This is a genomic window from Actinokineospora sp. HUAS TT18 (genome assembly GCF_051364635.1).
Lineage (GTDB): Bacteria > Actinomycetota > Actinomycetes > Mycobacteriales > Pseudonocardiaceae > Actinokineospora.
In genome coordinates, this window is record NZ_CP195645.1 from 687608 (window position 1) to 706388 (window position 18781).

The window sequence follows — 18781 nt, forward strand, 5'->3', positions numbered from 1 at the left end:
CACCTGCGCCGGGTGGACCCGGTGCCCGCGCCGCCGCCGCCCCGCTCCATGCGGCTGCTGCGCCAGGAGCGCGACGAGCTGCATCAGCGGGTGTTGGCCGGGAAGCCGGAGGCCAACGAGCGGATGCGCGCCCAGGGCAAGCGCACCGCCCGCGAACGGCTTGACCTGCTGCTCGACGCCGACTCGTTCACCGAGATCGAGATCTTCCGCAGGCACCAGGCCCGCGGCATCAAGGTCGACGAGAGCCGCCCGCACACCGACGGCGTCATCGTCGGCTCCGGCACCATCGACGGCAGGCGCGTGTTCGTCTACGCCCAGGACTTCACGATCTGCGGCGGCTCCCTCGGCGCGGCGCACGCGGCGAAGATCCACAAGGTCATGGATCTCGCGCTGGCCGCCGGGGCGCCGATCATCGCGCTGAACGACAGCGGGGGAGCGCGCATCCAGGAGGGTGTGCTGTCCCTCGACGGCTACGGCGGCATCTTCCGCCGCCAGGTCGAGGCGTCGGGGATCATCCCGCAGCTCAGCGTCGTGCTCGGCCCGTGTGCCGGAGGGGCCGCCTACTCGCCGGCCCTGGCGGACTTCACGTTCATGGTCCGCGAGACGTCGAACATGTACCTGACCGGCCCGGACGTCGTCGCCGCGGTGACGGGTGAGCGCGTGACCCACGCCGAACTCGGCGGGGCGGACGTGCACGGGACCAGGTCGGGTGTGGCGACCTTCGTCCACGACGATGAGGAGAGCTGCTTCGAGGACGTGCGGTACCTGCTTTCGCTGCTGCCCTCGAACAACCTGGAGATGCCGCCCGCCACGGCGCCGCGAGGTGCCACGGAGGACGAGCGGCCGGGCCTGGCCGAGCTGGTGCCCGCCGAGCCGAACAAGCCCTACGACATGCGCTCGGTGCTGGAGGAGCTCGTCGACGACGGCGACTACCTGGAGATCCACGAGAACTGGGCGGCCAACGTCCTGTGCGCCCTCGGCCGCATCGACGGCGAGGTCGTCGGCGTCGTGGGCAACCAGCCCCTGGTGCTGGCAGGCGTCCTGGACGCGGCGGCCTCCCAGAAGGCAGCCCGCTTCGTGCGCTTCTGCGACGCGTTCGCCATCCCGCTGGTGACCCTCGTCGACGTCCCAGGCTTCCTCCCGGGCACTGAGCAGGAGTACGCCGGGGTGATCCGCCACGGCGCGAAACTCCTGTACGCCTATTGCGAGGCGTCGGTGCCCCGCGTCCAGGTGATCGTCCGCAAGGCATACGGCGGCGCGTACATCGTGATGGACTCCCGCTCCATCGGCGCCGACATGGCCCTGGCCTGGCCGACGAACGAGATCGCCGTCATGGGCGCCCAGGGCGCGGTGGACATCCTGTTCCGCAAGGAACTCGCCGCCGCGTCAGACCCGGAACGCCTCGGCGCCGACCTCCGCGCGGAGTACGCCGACCAGCTCACGCACCCGTATTACGCGGCTGAACGCGGTCTGATCGACGACGTCATCGACCCGTCCCGCACCAGGGCGGCCGTGGCCCGCTCGCTGGCGATGCTGCGGACCAAGCGGAAGCAGGCACCCCGGCGCAAGCACGGCAACATCCCGCTGTAGGGATCACTCGGGAAGCTCGCAGGCCCGCCGGACGCGGTTCAGCCCGTCACCGGCGGGCTCGGGTTGATGCCCCTACATCCCGGTCTTGCCGTCCAGCCGCTCTCGCAACAGGTCGGCGTGGCCGTTGTGGCGGGCGTACTCGGCGATCATGTGGGCCAGGATGCGGCGGAGCATGATCGGCTCGCCCGTCCGGTGGTGCTTCCCCGTGGTCTCCAGCGACGGCGCCTCCGCCACGATCGCCCGCGAGGTGTCGCACTGCTTCGCCCAGACGTCGAACACCTCCGCCGGGTCGCCGTCGAGGTCTTCGAAGTCCTGGTTCGGGTCCTCATTCGAGTAATACAGCGGCACCGTCTCCTGACCGGCGAACTGTTCCTCGAACCAGAACTGCTCAGTCCCCGCCAGATGCCGGACGAGCCCGTGCAGCGTCAGTGTCGACGGTGGAACGGCCCGGTCGGACAGTTGCGAACGGGACAGACCGGCACATTTCAGGCGAAACGTCTCGCGGTGCCAGTCCAGCAGGCCGGTCAGGATCTCGCGTTCCGTGCCGACCAAGGGCTGGGGCGCGCGCGTGTCGTCGGCCCAGACCGGGCTGTAGTTCTCTTCCGGGATCTGTTCCATGAACCGGAGTCTTCACCAGACCCCTGACAATTAACGGGGTCTGGCCGAGCCCCTGCATGACACGGCCAGACCCGGCGTTCGGGTCGCAGCGAGGGCATGGACCCGTGAACGCATCCCGCTCAGGTGAGGGCGCCCTCACGGCGAGACGCTACCCACTGTAGGGCACGACGCGGCCCACGACGACCAAATCCCCCTGTTGTTCCCCAACCGGCAACAAAGTTGACCCGAAAAGGTGGCGAGGGCCGGGCGTGTGAGGTACGTCCGGCCCCCGCCAGGTACCCGGCGGTCCGCGCTCGCATCGCGGGGTGCCGGGTGGGGTGGCCGGTCGCCCCTGACGGCTCGGGCACCCCGTTGGTCCCCGGCGGTCGTCACAACCGCCGGTCGAGATCGAGCATGCCGGGTCGCGCGGGGGCGGAGTAATCCCAGGCAGTCATAGCACCGCGCTATGGATCGACTGGGAATCTGTGATCGAACCGGGAAAGCCGCGGAATCCGGTGTCCGATTCGACGGTTTCACGCGTCCAGACGGGCCAGATCCTCGGCGTCCAACTCCAGCTCCGCCGCGGCGGCCGAGTCCTCGATGCTGGCGGGCCGCGACGAGCCGGGGATGGGGATGACCACCGGGTCCTTGGCCAGCATCCACGCCAGGCACACCCGCTGCGGGCTCACCCCGAGCCGGGCGCCGACCTCGGCGAACGCGGCGAAGCGGCTGCCAAGCGCGGCCGCGTCGCGGATGCCGCCGAACGGGCTCCACGGCAGGAACGCGATACCCAGCTCAGCGCACAGCCGCAGCTCGGGCTCGCTGCTGCGGAACACCGGCGAGAACTGGTTCTGCACCGCCGCCAACCTGCCGCCGAGGATGTCGTTGGCCTTGCTGATCTGGGCCGGGTCGAAGTTCGACACGCCCGCCATCCGGATCTTGCCCGCGTCGAGCAGCTCGGCAAGCGCCCCCACGGAGTCCTCGACCGGCACCGAAGGGTCAGGCCGGTGGAACTGGTAGAGCCCGATCGCCTCGACGCCCAGCCTGCGCAGCGACGCGTCGCAGGCCGCGCGCAGGTACTCGGGGCGGCCGTCGAGGCCCCACGCGGCGCCGGGGCCACGGGTATGGCCGCCCTTGGTCGCGACCAGCACGTCCGCGTCCACCCCGCGCAGCGCCTCGGCGATGAGCTCCTCGTTGTGCCCGAAGTCCGACACGCTCAGGGAGTAGGCGTCAGCGGTGTCGATGAAGGTGACACCCGCGTCGACCGCCGCGCGGACCGTGGCGATCGCCCGCTCCCGGTCGGGGCGGCCGTCCACCGACAGCGGCATCCCGCCGAGGCCGATCGCGCTGACGTCGACTGAACCGATTCTTCTGGTGCGCATGACCCGATCCTGCCGCCGTGACCCGGCCCATGCCAACCGACCCCTACCTGCGGCGCGGCCACGACGCCCGGCGCACGGCCGCCACCAGCGCCTCGGTGGCGGGCTGGATGTGAGCCATGTAGTCGGCGAGCTGCGCCGGGTCGGCGCTGGGGTCCGGCGCGGGCAGCGCTCCCGGGGTGATCCAGGACACGTCCGCCGTCGGCGCGAGCACCCGCCGCCGCCACCAGCCGGTGACCTCCTCGGTGACCTCCTCGGTCACCTTGGCCGCCGCGGTGATCTCCTTGTCGGCGTCGACGACCTCCGCGGCCAGCGCGACCACCCGGCCGCGCTCGTACTCGGCGTGCCTGCGCGCGGCCTGGTGGGCGGTGTCGAGCAGTTCCTTGTAGCGGGCGGCGGGGTCGTCGGTCATGGCGCGTCCAGTGCGGTCGTCGTGTCGAACGGGATCAGCACGTCGGGCCTGCTGTGGGTGGTGCGGTCGAAGAAGATCGCCCGGTGCGGCCGCGGCGACCAGTCGATGATCTGCCCCGCCGCCAGTGTGTTCAGCTCTGAGCCCTGCACGTCGAGCGCGACCCACGCGCCCACGTCGTCGGTGCCGCCGAACCCGAGGGTGTCCTTCAACCGGGCGACCCCGCGCCACCACCCGATGGTGTGAACGCGGGCACCGGGGCCGTTCTTGAGCAGCGACCGCAGCCGGTCCAGCCCGCTCTTGGCCAGCGGCGACTCCTTGACGTCGAGCCACTGGTGGGCCGCGTCGACCGCGTAGAAGAACACGAACCGGGGCCGCTCGGGCTGCTCCTCGGTGAGTGCCACGATGTCCTCGCCCGTGCGCAGGTCGACCGCGTGCCCGGCCGCCGTCAGCACCGCGGCCAGCTTCGACACCCGGTCGACCAGCGCGGGCACCGGGCACCACAGGCTGAAGTCGCAGCTCCCCGGCTCGTGCAGCCAGGCGAGCGACAGCGCCGCTGTGTCCATGATGGACAGAGCGTCGGCCGTCGCGGTGCCCAGCACGGCCAGGTTGCGGCCCGGCACCGGATCCAGCCGGACGCTCGCCGCCCGGTCGGCCACGTCGATGATCTGCCCCAGCACCAAATCCTTCGGCTCGGTCACCGCCGCGGCGGTGGCGAGTTCGGGCTGGTGCGCGCCGTCGAACAGCCGAGGCACCGCCGACGAGAGCTGGTCCCACAGCCTGCGCTGCAGCGCGTCGAACGTGCCCCGGCTCGACGCGTCCGGGATGTGGGCGACCTCGTTGCCGTGCGCGACACCGGACTCGTGGTTCACCACCGCGTGCCACCGCGGCAGCGTCACCGACGCGTTGTTGTGCTCGGCCAGCACGCGCTTCGCCTTCGGCATCGCGATCCGCAGCGTGCACTGGTCGTACACCGCGGGCTTGCCCCAGAACGCCTCGATGCCCGCGATGTCCTGGCTGGCCAGCACCAGGTGGATGCCCTGCGACCGGCCCCGCCGCGCCACATCCTCCAGCAGCGTCGCGGCCTGCTGGGTGATCTGGTCACGGCCGCTGAACAGCGCCTGGAACTCGTCGATCACCGCCACGATCCGCGGCCAGTGCCCGTCCGGGTCGGCCTCGCGCAGCTCGGCGAGCTTGGTGACCTCCTGCCGCTTCGCCGCCTCCGCGCGCCGGGCCAGTTCCTCGGCCAGGAACCGCAGCAGCGCCAAGCCGAACTCACGGTCGGTGTTGACGTTCACCCCGACGAGCCGCGCCTGCGGCAGCCAACTGGGGTCCTTGCGACCGGGAGTGAGCCCCGCGAAGGACACACCCTCCTTGAAGTCGAGCAGGTACAGCTCCAGCTCCGACGGCGGATAGCGCGAAGCGAGCCCGCCCAGCATCGCGTACAGGAAGTTGGTCTTGCCCGACCCGCTCGGCCCGGCGACCAGCGCGTGCGGCGTCGCGTCGCCCAACACGACCTCGACCGGCACCCCCTCGTGGAAGCCGACCGGCGTCCGCAGCTCGTCGCACGCCGACTCCTGGCCCAGCGTCTCCGGCAGCAGGTCGTCGAACACGCGGGGACGCCCGCGCCTGGCCACCACGACATCGCTGATCGCCGTCGCCGCCCGGCTCACCGCGGCGGGCGGCAGCGGCGGATCGGCCCGCACCACCACCCCCGGCCCGGTCATGCTGCTCGTGGCGTGCTCGCCGTCGACGAACGTGACCGTCTCCATCGGACTCGTCGCTGACACCGGCACGTCGACCAGGATCAAGTGGACACCCGCGTCCGGCCCCGTGCGGGCGATCCGGCTCAGCTCCCGGTACTGCTCGTCGGCGGGTCGCTCCCCGTTGCCGAACAGCACCGCCACCTGCCACGGCTCCACCCGCCGCCCGGCCGCCGCGCACGTCTCCCGCAGCGAGCCCGCGCCCTGCCGCAGCGTCGCGGCGTGCACCTTGCGGATGTGCCCGGCGAGCCCGGACAGCAGGTCGTCGAGCCGGGTCGGGTCGTGCACCACCATCAGCCCGGCCGCGGTCAGCGGGTGCAGCGACGGCAGCGGGCCGGTCAGATGCCCGATGTCCCACAGGTGAACGCGGACGGTCCCCGGGGTGAACGTGCTCAGCAGCCGCACCAGCAGGGACTCCACAATGGAGTCGACCGCCCCGCGGCTGTCGGTGGTCGAGTTGATCCGCAGGTGGCCGCCGTCGAGCAGCGGCACCGCCAGCGGGAACTCGTGCTCCGGCGGCGCGTGCTCCACCCGCGCGGTGCCGACTCGCCACAGCCGCGGCGCGGTGGCGCCCGGGTCACGCCCCACATGGCCCAGCCACCCGTCCGCGGGAGCCCCGGCGGGCCCGGCCGCCGCCTCGGCGACGACGTCGCGCACCGCGGGCAGCCCGGTCCGGTTCCACTCCGCGTAGCTGCGGTCGCGTTCCTCGGTGATCCGCCGCCACACCGCGCCGCGCACCGGATCGGCCTCGACCGCGGCCATCAGGTCCTTGTCGCGGGCCGCCTTGGCCAGGCCCATCGCGTAGACCGACTTCTCGAACTCGAGCTGGACGCGGCGCGTCCGCGCGAGTCGGAGCCTGCCCTCCGCGGCACCCCTGGCCAGCCCCAACACGGACTGCAGCTCGGAAAGTGCCTGCTCGGCCCGCCTGCGGCGCTCGCCCTTGCCCAGCATCTACAGCCTCGTCAGGTAGTCGATCACGGCTTGGCGGCCGCGGGCGACCAGCTCGCCCGCGCGGCCCACCTCGGCGATCGCGAGGTCGAGGTCGGCCGGATACCAGCCATCCTCCACCCGGCGCGCGCCCAGGAGAACCACCTTGGCCTCCTCGAGCGGACCGGAGGCGGCGGCGGTGTAGGCCGCGGTCCGGTCGAGGGAGTCGCAGACCCCGCGCAGCAGCTCGGCCAGCTCCGAGATCGTCAAAGCCGTGCCGCGTAGCCCTCGGCGGAGGTGATGCTGGCTTGAACCGCGGCTTGGGCGCCCGCGAGCACTTGCAGCGCCTCGGCCAGCAGGCCGTGCGCTTGCGCCACGTCGGCCTGGCCACTGCCTTGGGTGGCCGTCGCCAGCGCGGAGCGCGCCTCGTCGAGTTGCAGCGACGCCTGAGAAATCGCCGCGATACCTGCCTGGGCCTTTTCGGTGGCCACCGCGATCCCGGTACGGATCTCTTCCACACCCGCCATGTCGTCACAGGTTAGTGCTGATGATCTCCCTGGGAAGCACCGGGTGGGATTTCTTGACCGATCGAGGGACCGCCGCTGGTCGAACGTCGGACGTGGACACTCGGGGCGGCCGCGCCCGGCCTGGCGGGAAAACGACAAGGACCCCGCCGGGTAAGGCGCGACGGGGTCTGGTGGTATCACGCGTGCAATGAAGGTCGAGCGGGCGCACGGGTTCCGCCGTGCGCCCGAATCCACAATGGACTAAACCGGGGATTGACCGGCCATCGCCAGCAGCTGCTGGATCTGACCGGTCCTCGACCGCACGACACGATCAGCAAGGGCCCGCACTGCGGGGTCGACCCCGTCGGCCAGTTCGGTGCGGGCCAGTTCCACCGCGTTGTGCTGATGCCCGGTCAGCACGGTCACGAAGCGGTGCTCGAACTCGCTGTCCGGCAGGGTGGTCAGCGCGGCGATCGTGTCGGGCGCGGTGACGGCGGGACCACCGTGGTGATGGTGCGCCGCCGGGTCGGGGTCGGCCGACGTCGACTGGTCCCAGCCGGTGAGCCAGCCCCGCATGGTGTCGATCTCACTCGTCTGGGTCAGCTCGATCGCCTTGGCCAGGTCCCGCACCTGCGGGCGCACCCGCCGGTCCGCGGCGAGGCGGACCAGCTCGATGCCCTGCTCGTGGTGGGTGACCGCCATCTGCAGGTACATCACGTCGGCGGCGTTGTGGCCCGCACCCGCGCCGCCGTGCGCGCCGTGACCGCCGGGCGCGGCGGAGCAGCCGGTCAGGACCAGGGCCAAGGCGATGAGCAGACGCCGCATGTCAGATCCGCGTCCAGAGCGCCGGGGTGACGTCGGGCTCCCAGCCCGACAGCGCGGTGTGGCCCTGGGCGCAGCGGTAGGAGCCGCCGTTGTAGGTGACCGTGGCGCCGGTGGCGTAGGTCGTGCCCGCGGCCCAGGTGCCGGTCGACGGGGGAGTGGTGGTCGTGGTCGGTGGAGTCGTGGTGGGCGGAGTGGTCGTCGGCGGGGTGGTCGTCGGGGGCGTCGTGGTGGGCGGGGTGCTGCCACCGACCTGCAGGTCGACGCAGTTGTAGAAGGCCATGGGGGTGTCGGCGACGTTCCACACCACGCGCAGCTTCTGGCGGCCGGGGTAGCCGCTCAGGTCGACGACGTGGGTGAACGTGGCGGGCGGGCGGGCGCCGCCGTCGTTGAACACCGCGATCCGGGTGTCGCCGATGAAGTATTCCCAGTTCAGCGTCGAGTGGCGGGCGGTGATGATCCAGTTGAAGGTGACCCGACCGGCGGGCACCGACTTGGCGGGCCAGTTGCGGGAGTCGTCGTTGAGCTGGGCGAACTGGCTCAGTCCGCCGTGGCAGTTCTTCTGGCCTTTGGGGCCCTCGACGCTCTGCGGCTCCCAGATGATGGGGCCGCAGTCGGCGATCTTGCCCTGGGCGCACACGGCCTGCCTGCTCGGCGGGTCGGAGATGTAGCCGTGGGCCATGGCGGGGGTGGACTGGAGGACGACGAGCACGAGCGGGGCCAGACAGGCGCCCGCCAGCAGGGCGATTCGGCGTTTCACGGCGGTCCTTCCACAGCGGTTTTCTGCGTGTGTCACTTCGACTTGCACAGCGGAACCGGAGCAGTGGGACGCCTGCTGCCGAGCGGGAGTGCTCAGTTGTCTAGACCATAAGAACCGGTGTGGCCCACGTCAAGATCAGGGGGCCGATCGGGAAATTCCCAGAGCGGTTGGCCCCCGGTTCGGCCAGGTTGGCGAGTGGCCGGACGGGCCTCGGGTATTTTGGGACACCTGTTCGAGTCCTAACCACTAGCCGGGAGTGCGCCCCAGTGACTGCCGAGACCCTCTACGGAGCGGACGACCTGACCCATCTGGAGGGTCTGGAGGCGGTCCGCAAGCGGCCCGGCATGTACATCGGGTCGACCGACAGCCGGGGTATCAACCACCTGTTCAGCGAGGTCGTGGACAACTCGACCGATGAAGGTGTCGCCGGTCACGCCACCCGCGTCGTCGTCACGCTGCACGCCGACGGCAGCGTCCAGGTCGACGACGACGGCCGCGGCATCCCCACCGGCACCCACGCCAAGTCGGGCCTGTCCGGCGTCGAACTGGTGCTGACCAGGCTGCACGCGGGCGGCAAGTTCGGCGGCTCCGGCTACAAGACCTCCGGCGGCCTGCACGGCGTCGGCGCGTCGGCGGTCAACGCCCTGTCCCACCGCTTCGACGTCACGGTCAAGCGCGAGGGCAAGGTTCACCAGATGTCCTTCGCCCACGGCGTGCCCGGCCTGTTCGACGGGCCTGGCCCGAAGGCGAAGTTCACCCGCCAGTCCGGCCTGCAGATCACCGGCAAGATGAAGCGCGGCGAGAAGACGGGCACGTCGATCCGCTACTGGTACGACGCGCGCTACTTCGAGAACAACGCCGCCCTCGACGTCGAGGGCGTGCGGGCCAAGCTGCGGAACACCGCGTTCCTCGTGCCGGGTGTGACCTACGTCCTGCGCACCGCGATCGAAGGCGCGATCAACGAGGAGACGTTCCACTACCCCAACGGCCTGACGGACATGGTCGACTTCCTGGCCCCGTCGAGCGAACGCGCCGTCTCCGGCACCCTGCTCATCACCGGCGACGGGACGTACCTGGAGAACGCCGCCGACGAGAACGGCGTCATGCGCTCCAAAGTGGAACGCCGCGCCGAAGTCGAACTCGCGCTGCGCTGGGGCACCGGCTACGACCGCACGGTCGAGTCGTTCACCAACACCATCCGCAACATGCACGGCGGCACCCACCGCAAGGGCTTCGAGCGCGCGGCGGTGAAGGCGTTGCAGGAAGCCATCTCCCGCACCCGCGGCCTGCTGAAGCCCAAGGAAGACCTGCCGACCCTGGACGACGTGCTCGAAGGCATGACCGCCGTCATCCACGTGCGCATCCCGGAACCGCAGTTCACGTCGCAGACCAAGGACGAACTGAGCACCGCTGGCATCACCAAGGTCATCGGCGCCGTCGTCGAGCGGCACTTGAAGTCGTGGATCGACGACCGCAAGACCAAGGGCGAAGCCAAGATCGTCCTCCAGAAGATCGTCGACGCGGGCCGAGTCCGCGTCGCCCAGAAACAGCAGAAGGACGCCGCCCGCCGCAAGACAGCGCTCGAGGGCGCGGCGATGCCCGCCAAACTGGTCGACTGCCGCGCGACCGGCGTCGCCCGCAGCGAGCTTTTTCTCGTGGAAGGCGACAGCGCCCTCGGCTCGGCTCGTCTCGCGCGGGTGTCGGAGTATCAGGCGCTGCTTCCGTTGCGGGGCAAGATTCTCAACGTGCAGAAGGCCAGCCTCGCCGACACCCTGCGCAACGCCGAGATCGCCTCCATCGTGCAGGTCCTCGGCTCCGGCACCGGCCGTACCTTCGACCTCAGCGCAATGCGCTACGGCCGCGTCATCCTGATGGCCGACGCCGACGTCGACGGGTCGCACATCCGGACGCTGCTGATCACCCTGTTCGCCAAGTACATGCGCCCGGTCATCGAGGACGGCAGGCTCTACGCGGCGATGCCGCCGCTGCACAAGGTCGTCACCAAGGGCCGCAACGCCGAGACCCACTTCACCTTCACCCAGCGCGAGATGGAGACCACGGTCGCCCGCCTGGAGAAGGCGGGCAAGACGATCGTCAAGCCGGTCCCCCGATTCAAGGGCCTCGGCGAGATGGACGCCGACGAACTGTGGGACACCACCATGAACCCCGCCACCCGCTCGGTCCGCCGCATCACCCTCGACGACGCCGAGGCCGCCGAAGCCGCCCTGGAACTACTCATGGGCGAGAAGGTCGAACCCCGCCGCAACTGGCTCATCGACTCGTCGGCCCGTGTCGACCAGTCCGCCATTGACGTCTGAGCACGAGAGAGAGCACCGCACCGATGGCACGCCGCAAGGGCCCCTCCACCAAGGTCGACCCGAACGCCTTCGACCGCGCGGGCGCCCAGGTCTTCGACACGCCGGTGAAGTCGGAGATCGAGGACTCCTATCTGGAGTACGCCTACTCGGTCATCCACTCCCGCGCTCTGCCGGACGCTCGGGACGGCCTCAAGCCGGTCCACCGCCGCATCCTGTTCTCGATGAACGAACAGGGCTACCGCCCCACCAGCGCCTACGTGAAGTCCTCCCGCGTCGTCGGTGACTGCTTCGTCCGCGGCGCCCTGGTCTCCACACCCGACGGCCTGCGCCCGATCGAGTCCATCGAAATCGGCGACAAGGTCCTCGACGGCGACGGTCGGGCCGTGCCGGTCAGCGCGGTCTACGAGAACCCTCTCTCGGAACTGATGCGAGTGACCTGGTCGAATGGCCACACAATGCTGGTGACACCAGGGCAGCGGTTCCGAACCGTCAATGACGATCTTTCGACCGGGTGGACCGCCGCTCGCGACCTGACTGGTCGGATGACCATCGGCTTCGGCAGCAGCCGATCAGCTCACGCGACGCGTGGCGACGATGTCTATCCCTATGTGCTAGGTCTGATGATCGCCGAGGGATTCGCGGTCGACCGCAAGCGTGCGGCGGACGGCCGCGTTCGTATCCATATGTGTGACGTGGAGCCGTTGGACGTCGCACATGGATGGGCGATGACTGAGGGGATCACTGTCTCGCGAAGCAAGCGCGAACCTCGTCAGCCACATCACCGCGTGCAGCACATTCTGACGTTTGGAAGGCACGAAGGACTGCTGTCCGCCACGACCCCTCGAAGCTCTGAGAAGTATGTGCCCGATGCTGTCCTGGCTCATCGGGCATCTTGGGCATCGTTCTTGGCGGGTATGTTCGATGGCGACGGGTATGTGCGAAAGCGCAACCGCGAAGTGGTCTATGTGAGCACGAGTGCGCGGCTTTTGCGGCAGATGCACTCGATGCTGGCCGACATGGGAATTCACGGCCATTGGTGGACTCGCGCGGGCGGAGGCCGGACTCAGCCGCTCCGCGGATTGTCGATCTCAGGAACGGACGCAGCCGCGTTGGCACGCGTCCTGCTGCCATGGTCCAAGATCGGTTACAAGCAGGACGGCCTACAGCAGGTCGCCGAGATCGACTACGCCTACGGCGGCAAGCAGGGTAATGACAGGCTTCCCTGGCGGGCGGTCGCCGCTGAGTTCTCCGCGGCGCATCGCGGTGGCGGCTGGTTCAGCGCCTTGGACGGCACACGATTCCGCGCCTCGCTGTCGGGTGCGGGCGCTCGAGTCCGCTACGGGAAAGACCGGCATGGCAACGCTCTGGTCGATCGCCTGTTCCCGTTGTGGCGGGCCCAACGAGACGGCTGGATCGACAAGCTCCGGCGGATTGGCTCGCCTCTCGCCGATCGGATGGACGCGCTCGCTGGGCGGTCGTTCGTGGTCGTGGATTCCGTGGAACCCGCAGACCCAGATGTAACTTTCGATATCCAAGTGGGTACCGAGGAGCATGCCTTCGTGGTCGAAGGGATGATCGTCCACAACTGCATGGGCAAGTACCATCCCCACGGTGACATGGCGATCTACGACGCCATGGTTCGTATGGCGCAGGACTTCTCGCTCAACACGCCGTTGGTTGACGGGCATGGCAATTTTGGCTCCCCGGACGATGGGCCTGCGGCAAGCCGCTATTGCGTCGTGGGCGACACGCGGATTCGCCTTGCGGATGGGGCGAGCCCACGTATCGCTGATCTGGTCGACCTTCCGGCTGACTCCGAGGCCGACGTTGACTTCGAGGTGCTCGACAAGGACGGCAAGTCGGTCCGGGTCAACCGGGTGTTCAACTCGGGTGTTCATCCGACGATCAGGGTTCAGACAGAGACAGGGTTCTCCCTGCGAGGCAGCGAGAACCACCTTGTCCTCTGCCTTGAGGCGCCCATGGGTGTCCCCCTGTTCCAGTGGCGACGCCTTGACGAGCTGTCGCCCGGTGCTGTCGTCTGCATCGCCCGAAACGCCTGGGCGCAGGTCATTCCGACGGCGCGCGAGTACATGCTCGGTGTCCTTGCAGGCGCGTGGGTGTCCGAGGGCTGGGCCAACGCTGAACGAGCGGGCTTCAACAACGCCGATCAACACTTCTTCGACGAGGTCCTCCATGCCTACGACGGGGTGGTCGGTGGACACCGCTACGTCGCCGAGCGGGAGACCAGGCGAGACCGCAAGAAGATCTACGAACTCGACGTCCAGACCTACCGAGGCGGGATGGACGCGTTCCGGGCCAGCCCGCTCGGCGAGCTGATCGGTCATCAGGCCAAGGACAAATTCGTTCCCGAGTGCGTGTGGAACGGCGGTTGGGGCGTCAAGCGGGCATTTCTGATGGCCCTGTTCGAGGGCGATGGCGGGCCTCGGGTTGCCAACGACGGCTTTACGGTGCACTACACCAGTTACAGCGAACGCCTTGTGCGGGAGGTTCAGGAACTCCTGGCGGAATTCGGTGTCGTCGCGAGCCTGCGTTCGTACGTTCGGCCCAGCGGCTCAGTCGAGTTCCGGCTAATTGTGTCCGGCCTGCGCAATGTCCGCGCCTTCGCTGAGCGGGTCGGATTCCTCAAGACGAAGCAGGCGAAGATCCGTGATCTTCTTCGCCGCTCCCCGCTCCGGCCGCACCGCCTCAGTCAGGATCGCGTTCCGTTCGTCGCGGACTATGTCCGCGGGGCCCTGGACTTCGATCGGCGAGGCAGTGGCCGCAAGTGGTTGACCCAACACAACTTCGACCGGGTCGAGCGCTGGGACACCGAGCGACTGCGCATCATCGACCGCATCAAGGACCCGGAGATCCTGGCCACGATCCTGCCGATCATGGACTCCGGCTACCGATTCGAGACGGTGTCCGAGGTCGAGTCGTGCGACCCAGCCGAGGTGTACTCCGTCCGAGTCGAGTCCGAGGACCACTCGTTCCTCGCAGGTGGCTTCGTCAACCACAACACCGAAGCCCGGATGTCCCAAGCCGCGATGCTTCTCGTCGGGGAGCTCGGTGAGGACACTGTGGACTTCCGGCCGAACTACGACGGTTCCCTGCAGGAGCCCAGTGTTCTGCCCGCCGCCTTCCCCAACCTGCTCGTCAACGGCACCTCCGGCATCGCGGTCGGCATGGCCACCAACATGATCCCGCACAACCTGGGCGAGATCGTCACCGCCGCCCGCTGGCTCGTCACCCATCCCGACGCCTCCCTCGACAAGCTCATGGAGTTCGTCCCCGGCCCCGACCTGCCCACCGGCGGCATCCTCCTCGGCCTCGACGAAGTCCGCCGCGCCTACGAGACCGGCCGCGGCGTCGTCCGCATGCGGGCCAAGGTGGAGATCGGGCCGCTGGAAGGCAGCCGCGGCCGCCAGGCCATCACCATCACCGAACTGCCCTACCAGGTCGGCGCCGAGAAGATCATCGAGAAGATCACCGATGAGGTGACCAAGTCCAAGCGCCTCACCGGGATCGCCGACGTCAAGGACTTGACCGACCGGGAGAACGGCACCCGCGTCGTGGTGGAGTGCAAGGTCGGCGTCAACCCGCAGGCACTCCTCGCCGACCTCTACCGCCTCACGCCGATGGAGACCTCCTTCGGCATCAACAACCTGGTCCTGGTCGACGGCAAGCCCCAGACCCTCGGCCTCAAAGCCCTCCTCGACGTCTTCCTGAAGCACCGCTACGAAGTCGTCACCCGCCGCACGCGCTACCGCAAGCGCAAGCGCGAGGAACGCCTCCACCTGGTCGACGGTCTGCTCATCGCGCTGCTCAACATCGACGCGGTGATCAAGCTGATCCGGGGCAGCGATGACGCGGCCGCGGCGAAGTCCGGCCTGATGACGAAGTTCAAGCTCTCGGAGATCCAGGCCACCTACATCCTCGACACCCCGCTGCGCCGCCTCACCAAGTACGACAAGCTCGAACTCGAAGCCGAGCAGGACAAGCTGCGCGCCGAGATCGCCGAGCTGGACAAGATCCTCGACGACGACGCCGTGCTGCGGAAGGTCGTCTCCACCGAGCTCGCCGCCGTGGCCAAGGACCTCGCCGAGGAGCGTCGGACGTCGCTGATCGACGGCGACCTCAAGGAGGTGCTGGCGGCGTCCAAGCCCGCCGGGCCGCTGGAGGTCGCCGACGACCCGTGCCAGGTGATCCTCTCCGCTACCGGCCTGGTCGCGCGCACCGCCGCCGAGTCGGAGGAGTCGTCCGAGGCCCGCCGCCGCAACGGGCGCGTCAAGCACGACGCCGTCTCCGCGGTGGTCCACTCGACCGCGCGCGGGCAGATCCTGCTGGTCACCAACCGGGGCCGCGGGGTCAAGACCGACGTCCTCCCGCTGCCCGTGCTGCCCGAACAGAGCGGCACGGTCTCGCTCAGCGGCGGTATGGCCGCCAGTGAGCTGCTCGACTTGGAGCCGGGGGAGCGGGTCATCGGCATCGCCCCCCTCGACGACGACAAGTCGCCGGGGCTCGCGCTGGGCACGCGGCAGGGTGTGGTCAAGATCTGCGCCCCGGAGTGGCCGGTGCGGTCCGACGACTTCGAGGTGATCACCCTCAAGGAGGGCGACGAGGTCATCGGCGCCACCTGGCTGGGCGACGGCAGCGAGTCGCTGGTGTTCGTCTCGTCCGACTCGTCGCTGCTGCGCTACGCCGCGTCCCTGGTGCGGCCGCAGGGCCTCAAGGGCGGCGGCATGGCGGGCATCAACCTCGCCGCCGACGCGCACGCGGTGTTCTTCGCCGCGATCCGCACCGACGACCCGGAACACGGCGAGCCGATGGTGGTCACCTCGACCGGCCAGAGCGTCAAGGTCACCCAGTTCGAGCTGTACCCGGCGAAGGGCAGGGCCACCGGCGGCGTCCGGTCGCACCGGTTCCTCAAGGGCGAGGCCGCGCTGGCTCTGGCCTGGGTGGGTCCGCGTCCGGCAGGATCGAGCACCACCGGTTCCGCCGTCGAGCTCCCCGAGCCCGACCCGCGCCGCGACGGCTCCGGCCATGCCCATCCCGGGCCGGATGTCGTGGGACATCTGATCGAACGTGACTGAGCTGACGGACTAGTAAGGGTGCCCTAGGGTTTTCCCCGATGCTGGGCAGGGTCACCGGCACATAACGTTGTCCTCGGTCGCCCGGGGCGACTGGGCGCGCAAACCAACCGCAGCCCGGGCGGCCGTGTGACTTGGTGACAACGAAAGAGTGCCGATGACTCGGGCCCGGTGGGAATCCGGCCCGTAGCAGCCACGGACCCCGCTGCATTGCCCGCCTTACGCCCGAGGTTGGCGGGGTCCGTGTCTGTCTTTCCGGCCGATATCGCCCCTGGGAGGACGCCTGATGGGAGCACCGGGATGCCTGCCCGGTTCCGCGCCCGAACCGCTGTTTTCCGTGGCCCCCGTGGCCGAGCGGACCAGCCGGTCGCGTGGGGCGCTGAGCCATCCCGGAGTTCTCCGTCCCAGCGCCGCAAGAGTGCTCTGGCTGGCCGGCTATCAGCCGACCGGTGTGCGCCGCCGGTCCCAGCCCGTCGAGCTGTACTTCCCGCCGATCGTCGACACGCCCTACGGGCTGTGCCTGGAGGCCGATCAGGTCCGCTTGGCCGACCCGGCGCGCACGTCGAGCTGGTAGCCCGCGCGGGCGGAGAAGTCGGCGACGACGCTGAACCGGTCGCCGCGCACCAGCGTGTTGCGCCATTCCACCGGTTTGCCGTCGGCGGTGCCGAGGCGGTCGATCGAGAACGCGGCCACGCCGATCGGGATGTCCAGCTGCTTGCGCTCGGCCGCGGTCGGGATCACCGCGCGGAGCTGCTCCTGGCCGCCGGTCAGCCGCACGCCGCAGCGCGCGTCGAGTTCCTGGTAGAGGGAGGTGTCGGCGAAGTCGACACCGAGCAGGGGCGCGCCGACTGACTTCGGCAGCCACACCCGGTCGACGGCGAGCGGTTCGTCGTTGGCCAGCCGCAGCCGCTCCAGGTAGAGCAGCGGCGTCGACTCCTCCAGGCCGAGCCGGACCGCGACCACGCCGTCGGCGCGCACGTCCAGTGTCCGCACGACGCTGTGCTGGTCCATGCCCAGCGCCCGCACCGAGGCGAACAGGCTGTAGAGGGCGCCGAGGGGCTGGGTGATCTCGGTGGGCTTGCCCAACCGGGGCGGCTGCCCTCGGCCCGCGACGACCAGCCCGTCGGCGCGCAGCCTGCGCAGCGCCTCGCGGACGGTGTTGCGGCTGACCTGGTACTCGGCCGCCAGCGCCAGCTCACCGGGGAAGGCGTCGTCGAAGTGGCCCGCGCCGACGCGACGCAACAGGTCGGCGTGCAACTGGGCCCACAGCGGCGTGTGGCTGCGCCGGTCGAGTACGGAGGTCCCCACAGCAGGGAACCTAGCAGGAGGTTTCCAGCAGTCGGTGCGCACGCAGCGCTATCTCAAGGTCCAGACGCGAGTCGGGCGCGTTGAGCCGGTCGCCGAAAAGCTTCTCGACCTGGCGCATGCGGTAGCGCACGGTTTGCGGGTGGATGTGCAGCTGCTCGGCGATCTCGGGTGCGCTCCCGCGACCGGCCAGCCACGCGAGCAGCGTCTCGACGGTGCGTTCGCGCTGCTTGGGCGTGAGGTCGGCCAGCGGGGCGAGCGCGCCTTTGATCAGCTCGCCCACCAGGAACTCGTCGGCGAGCAGCCACAGCGTGGTCAGGTGGTCGCGGCACCAGACGATCGAGCCGTCCTTGATGATCCCGCGGTCCATCAGCTCCATCGTGCGGCGCGCCCACCGCCGTGACGTGGCCGCCTCGGCCAGCGGGACCGTGGGGCCGACGCAGATCCGGTGGTCGCGGAGGCGTCCGCGCATGGCCAGGACGTGCGCGGCTGGGTCGGCGACGATCAGGCACGGCCGGTCGCCGTCGTGGTCGGCGAGGACGTCGTCGGGGACCGCCCCGCCGAACAGCTCCTCCAGGTCGCCGTCGACGACCAGCACACCCGCCGCCGCGGGTGGCCGCCAGCGGGCGCTCGCGGCGAGCTTGGCCACCGCCGCCCCCGGCGTGGGGGAGTTGTTGAACAGCAGGTCGACCAGCCTGCGGCGGCTGCGTTCGATGACGCCGACCGACTGGGCCTGCGCGGCGGTGTAGCCCTCGATCGACAGCGCGGAGATCTCGTCGACGTAGGCGAAGATCGCCTCGGCGGCCTTGGCCAGCATCGGCGGCGGCAGCCGCTGCTGCTGGCACCACACCGCGACATGGCGCCACGCCACCCGTCCGCCGACCCGATAGGCCGTTTGCAGGCAGTCGAGGCTGCGGCCCTCCATGAATTCCATCCGGCCGAGTTGGCGGAACACGTTGGCCCACTGCTCGGTGGGCGCGCCCATTCGCAGTACCGCTTGTTCGACGCCCGCGACCATCGCCGCGCCGAATGTGCCTTTCAGCGGTTTCGCGTACGCGGGAACGGCGCGCTGGATCTCCCGGATCATGTCTTTGGTGAGCCTGCCGACGAGTGGGCGGAATCGGTCGACCACTTCGCGGGGCAGCGCGGCCCAGAGCGCGGCCGCGGGTCCGTCCTGAACCACACCTGTGGTCATCGAGATCCCCCTGCCGTCACGACTTCGACGTTACGTGACGCGGCCGACATTCGGAAGTCACGAAATCCTGTTGATTCCGCGCAATAGTGTGGACAGAACTTGTGCCTGGTCGCCAATTCG

General features: G+C 69.6%; 13 protein-coding genes and 1 pseudogene. 4 read left to right on the top strand and 10 right to left on the bottom strand.

Translation table 11 applies throughout. The features are described from left to right. Positions 1-48 precede the first annotated feature (48 nt). Positions 49-1590 carry an acyl-CoA carboxylase subunit beta gene (locus ACSHT8_RS03090; RefSeq protein WP_436501976.1) on the top strand — a complete coding sequence of 514 codons (1542 nt, stop codon included), beginning with the start codon at positions 49-51 and terminating at the stop codon, positions 1588-1590. Between the two features lie 72 nt (positions 1591-1662). Here ACSHT8_RS03090 and ACSHT8_RS03095 read toward each other — a convergent pair whose 3' ends face one another. The 8 genes from ACSHT8_RS03095 to ACSHT8_RS03130 all read right to left on the bottom strand — a co-directional run bounded on the left by ACSHT8_RS03095 (position 1663) and on the right by ACSHT8_RS03130 (position 8753). Further along, positions 1663-2208, bottom strand: coding sequence for a DinB family protein (locus tag ACSHT8_RS03095; protein WP_436497462.1), 546 nt, complete (start codon positions 2206-2208; stop codon positions 1663-1665). 512 nt (positions 2209-2720) lie between these two features. Next, on the bottom strand, positions 2721-3569 hold the full coding sequence (locus ACSHT8_RS03100; RefSeq protein ID WP_436497464.1) for an aldo/keto reductase: 849 nt from the start codon (positions 3567-3569) through the stop codon (positions 2721-2723). 43 nt (positions 3570-3612) lie between these two features. Further along, positions 3613-3978, bottom strand: a complete 366-nt coding sequence (locus tag ACSHT8_RS03105; RefSeq protein ID WP_436497466.1) for a hypothetical protein — start codon at positions 3976-3978, stop codon at positions 3613-3615. Continuing rightward, on the bottom strand, positions 3975-6689 hold the full coding sequence (locus ACSHT8_RS03110; protein WP_436497468.1) for an FtsK/SpoIIIE domain-containing protein: 2715 nt from the start codon (positions 6687-6689) through the stop codon (positions 3975-3977). The genes ACSHT8_RS03105 and ACSHT8_RS03110 overlap by 4 nt, the downstream gene beginning before the upstream one ends. Continuing rightward, positions 6690-6935 carry a hypothetical protein gene (locus ACSHT8_RS03115; RefSeq protein WP_436497470.1) on the bottom strand — a complete coding sequence of 82 codons (246 nt, stop codon included), beginning with the start codon at positions 6933-6935 and terminating at the stop codon, positions 6690-6692. Continuing rightward, the gene (locus ACSHT8_RS03120) at positions 6932-7192 is read right to left on the bottom strand and encodes a hypothetical protein (RefSeq protein WP_054048198.1); all 261 of its coding nucleotides are present in this window, start codon (positions 7190-7192) and stop codon (positions 6932-6934) included. The genes ACSHT8_RS03115 and ACSHT8_RS03120 overlap by 4 nt, the downstream gene beginning before the upstream one ends. Before the next feature lie 240 nt (positions 7193-7432). After that, positions 7433-7996: a DUF305 domain-containing protein gene (locus ACSHT8_RS03125; protein ID WP_436497473.1), complete on the bottom strand. Its 564-nt coding sequence runs from the start codon at positions 7994-7996 to the stop codon at positions 7433-7435. Position 7997: 1 nt separating this feature from the next. Continuing rightward, the gene (locus ACSHT8_RS03130; RefSeq protein WP_436497475.1) at positions 7998-8753 is read right to left on the bottom strand and encodes a lytic polysaccharide monooxygenase; all 756 of its coding nucleotides are present in this window, start codon (positions 8751-8753) and stop codon (positions 7998-8000) included. A 266-nt stretch (positions 8754-9019) separates the two neighbouring features. On the opposite strand from ACSHT8_RS03130, the gene ACSHT8_RS03135 reads away from it, so the two are divergent. The 3 genes and pseudogenes from ACSHT8_RS03135 (at position 9020) to ACSHT8_RS03145 (ending at position 16735) form a co-directional block, all read left to right on the top strand. Next, complete coding sequence (locus tag ACSHT8_RS03135; RefSeq protein ID WP_436497477.1) at positions 9020-11071, top strand: DNA gyrase/topoisomerase IV subunit B; 2052 nt, start codon at positions 9020-9022, stop codon at positions 11069-11071. Between the two features lie 125 nt (positions 11072-11196). After that, positions 11197-16164 (top strand): annotated as a pseudogene (locus ACSHT8_RS03140) (DNA gyrase subunit A); the annotation flags it as partial. A 415-nt stretch (positions 16165-16579) separates the two neighbouring features. Beyond that, positions 16580-16735 (top strand): hypothetical protein, encoded by a 156-nt coding sequence (locus tag ACSHT8_RS03145; protein ID WP_436497479.1) that lies wholly within the window; start codon positions 16580-16582, stop codon positions 16733-16735. Here ACSHT8_RS03145 and ACSHT8_RS03150 read toward each other — a convergent pair. Continuing rightward, positions 16693-17469 (bottom strand): GntR family transcriptional regulator, encoded by a 777-nt coding sequence (locus ACSHT8_RS03150; protein WP_436497481.1) that lies wholly within the window; start codon positions 17467-17469, stop codon positions 16693-16695. The two genes, ACSHT8_RS03145 and ACSHT8_RS03150, sit on opposite strands and share 43 nt — an antisense overlap. Before the next feature lie 10 nt (positions 17470-17479). Next, complete coding sequence (locus ACSHT8_RS03155) at positions 17480-18661, bottom strand: helix-turn-helix domain-containing protein (RefSeq protein ID WP_436497483.1); 1182 nt, start codon at positions 18659-18661, stop codon at positions 17480-17482. Positions 18662-18781 lie beyond the last annotated feature (120 nt).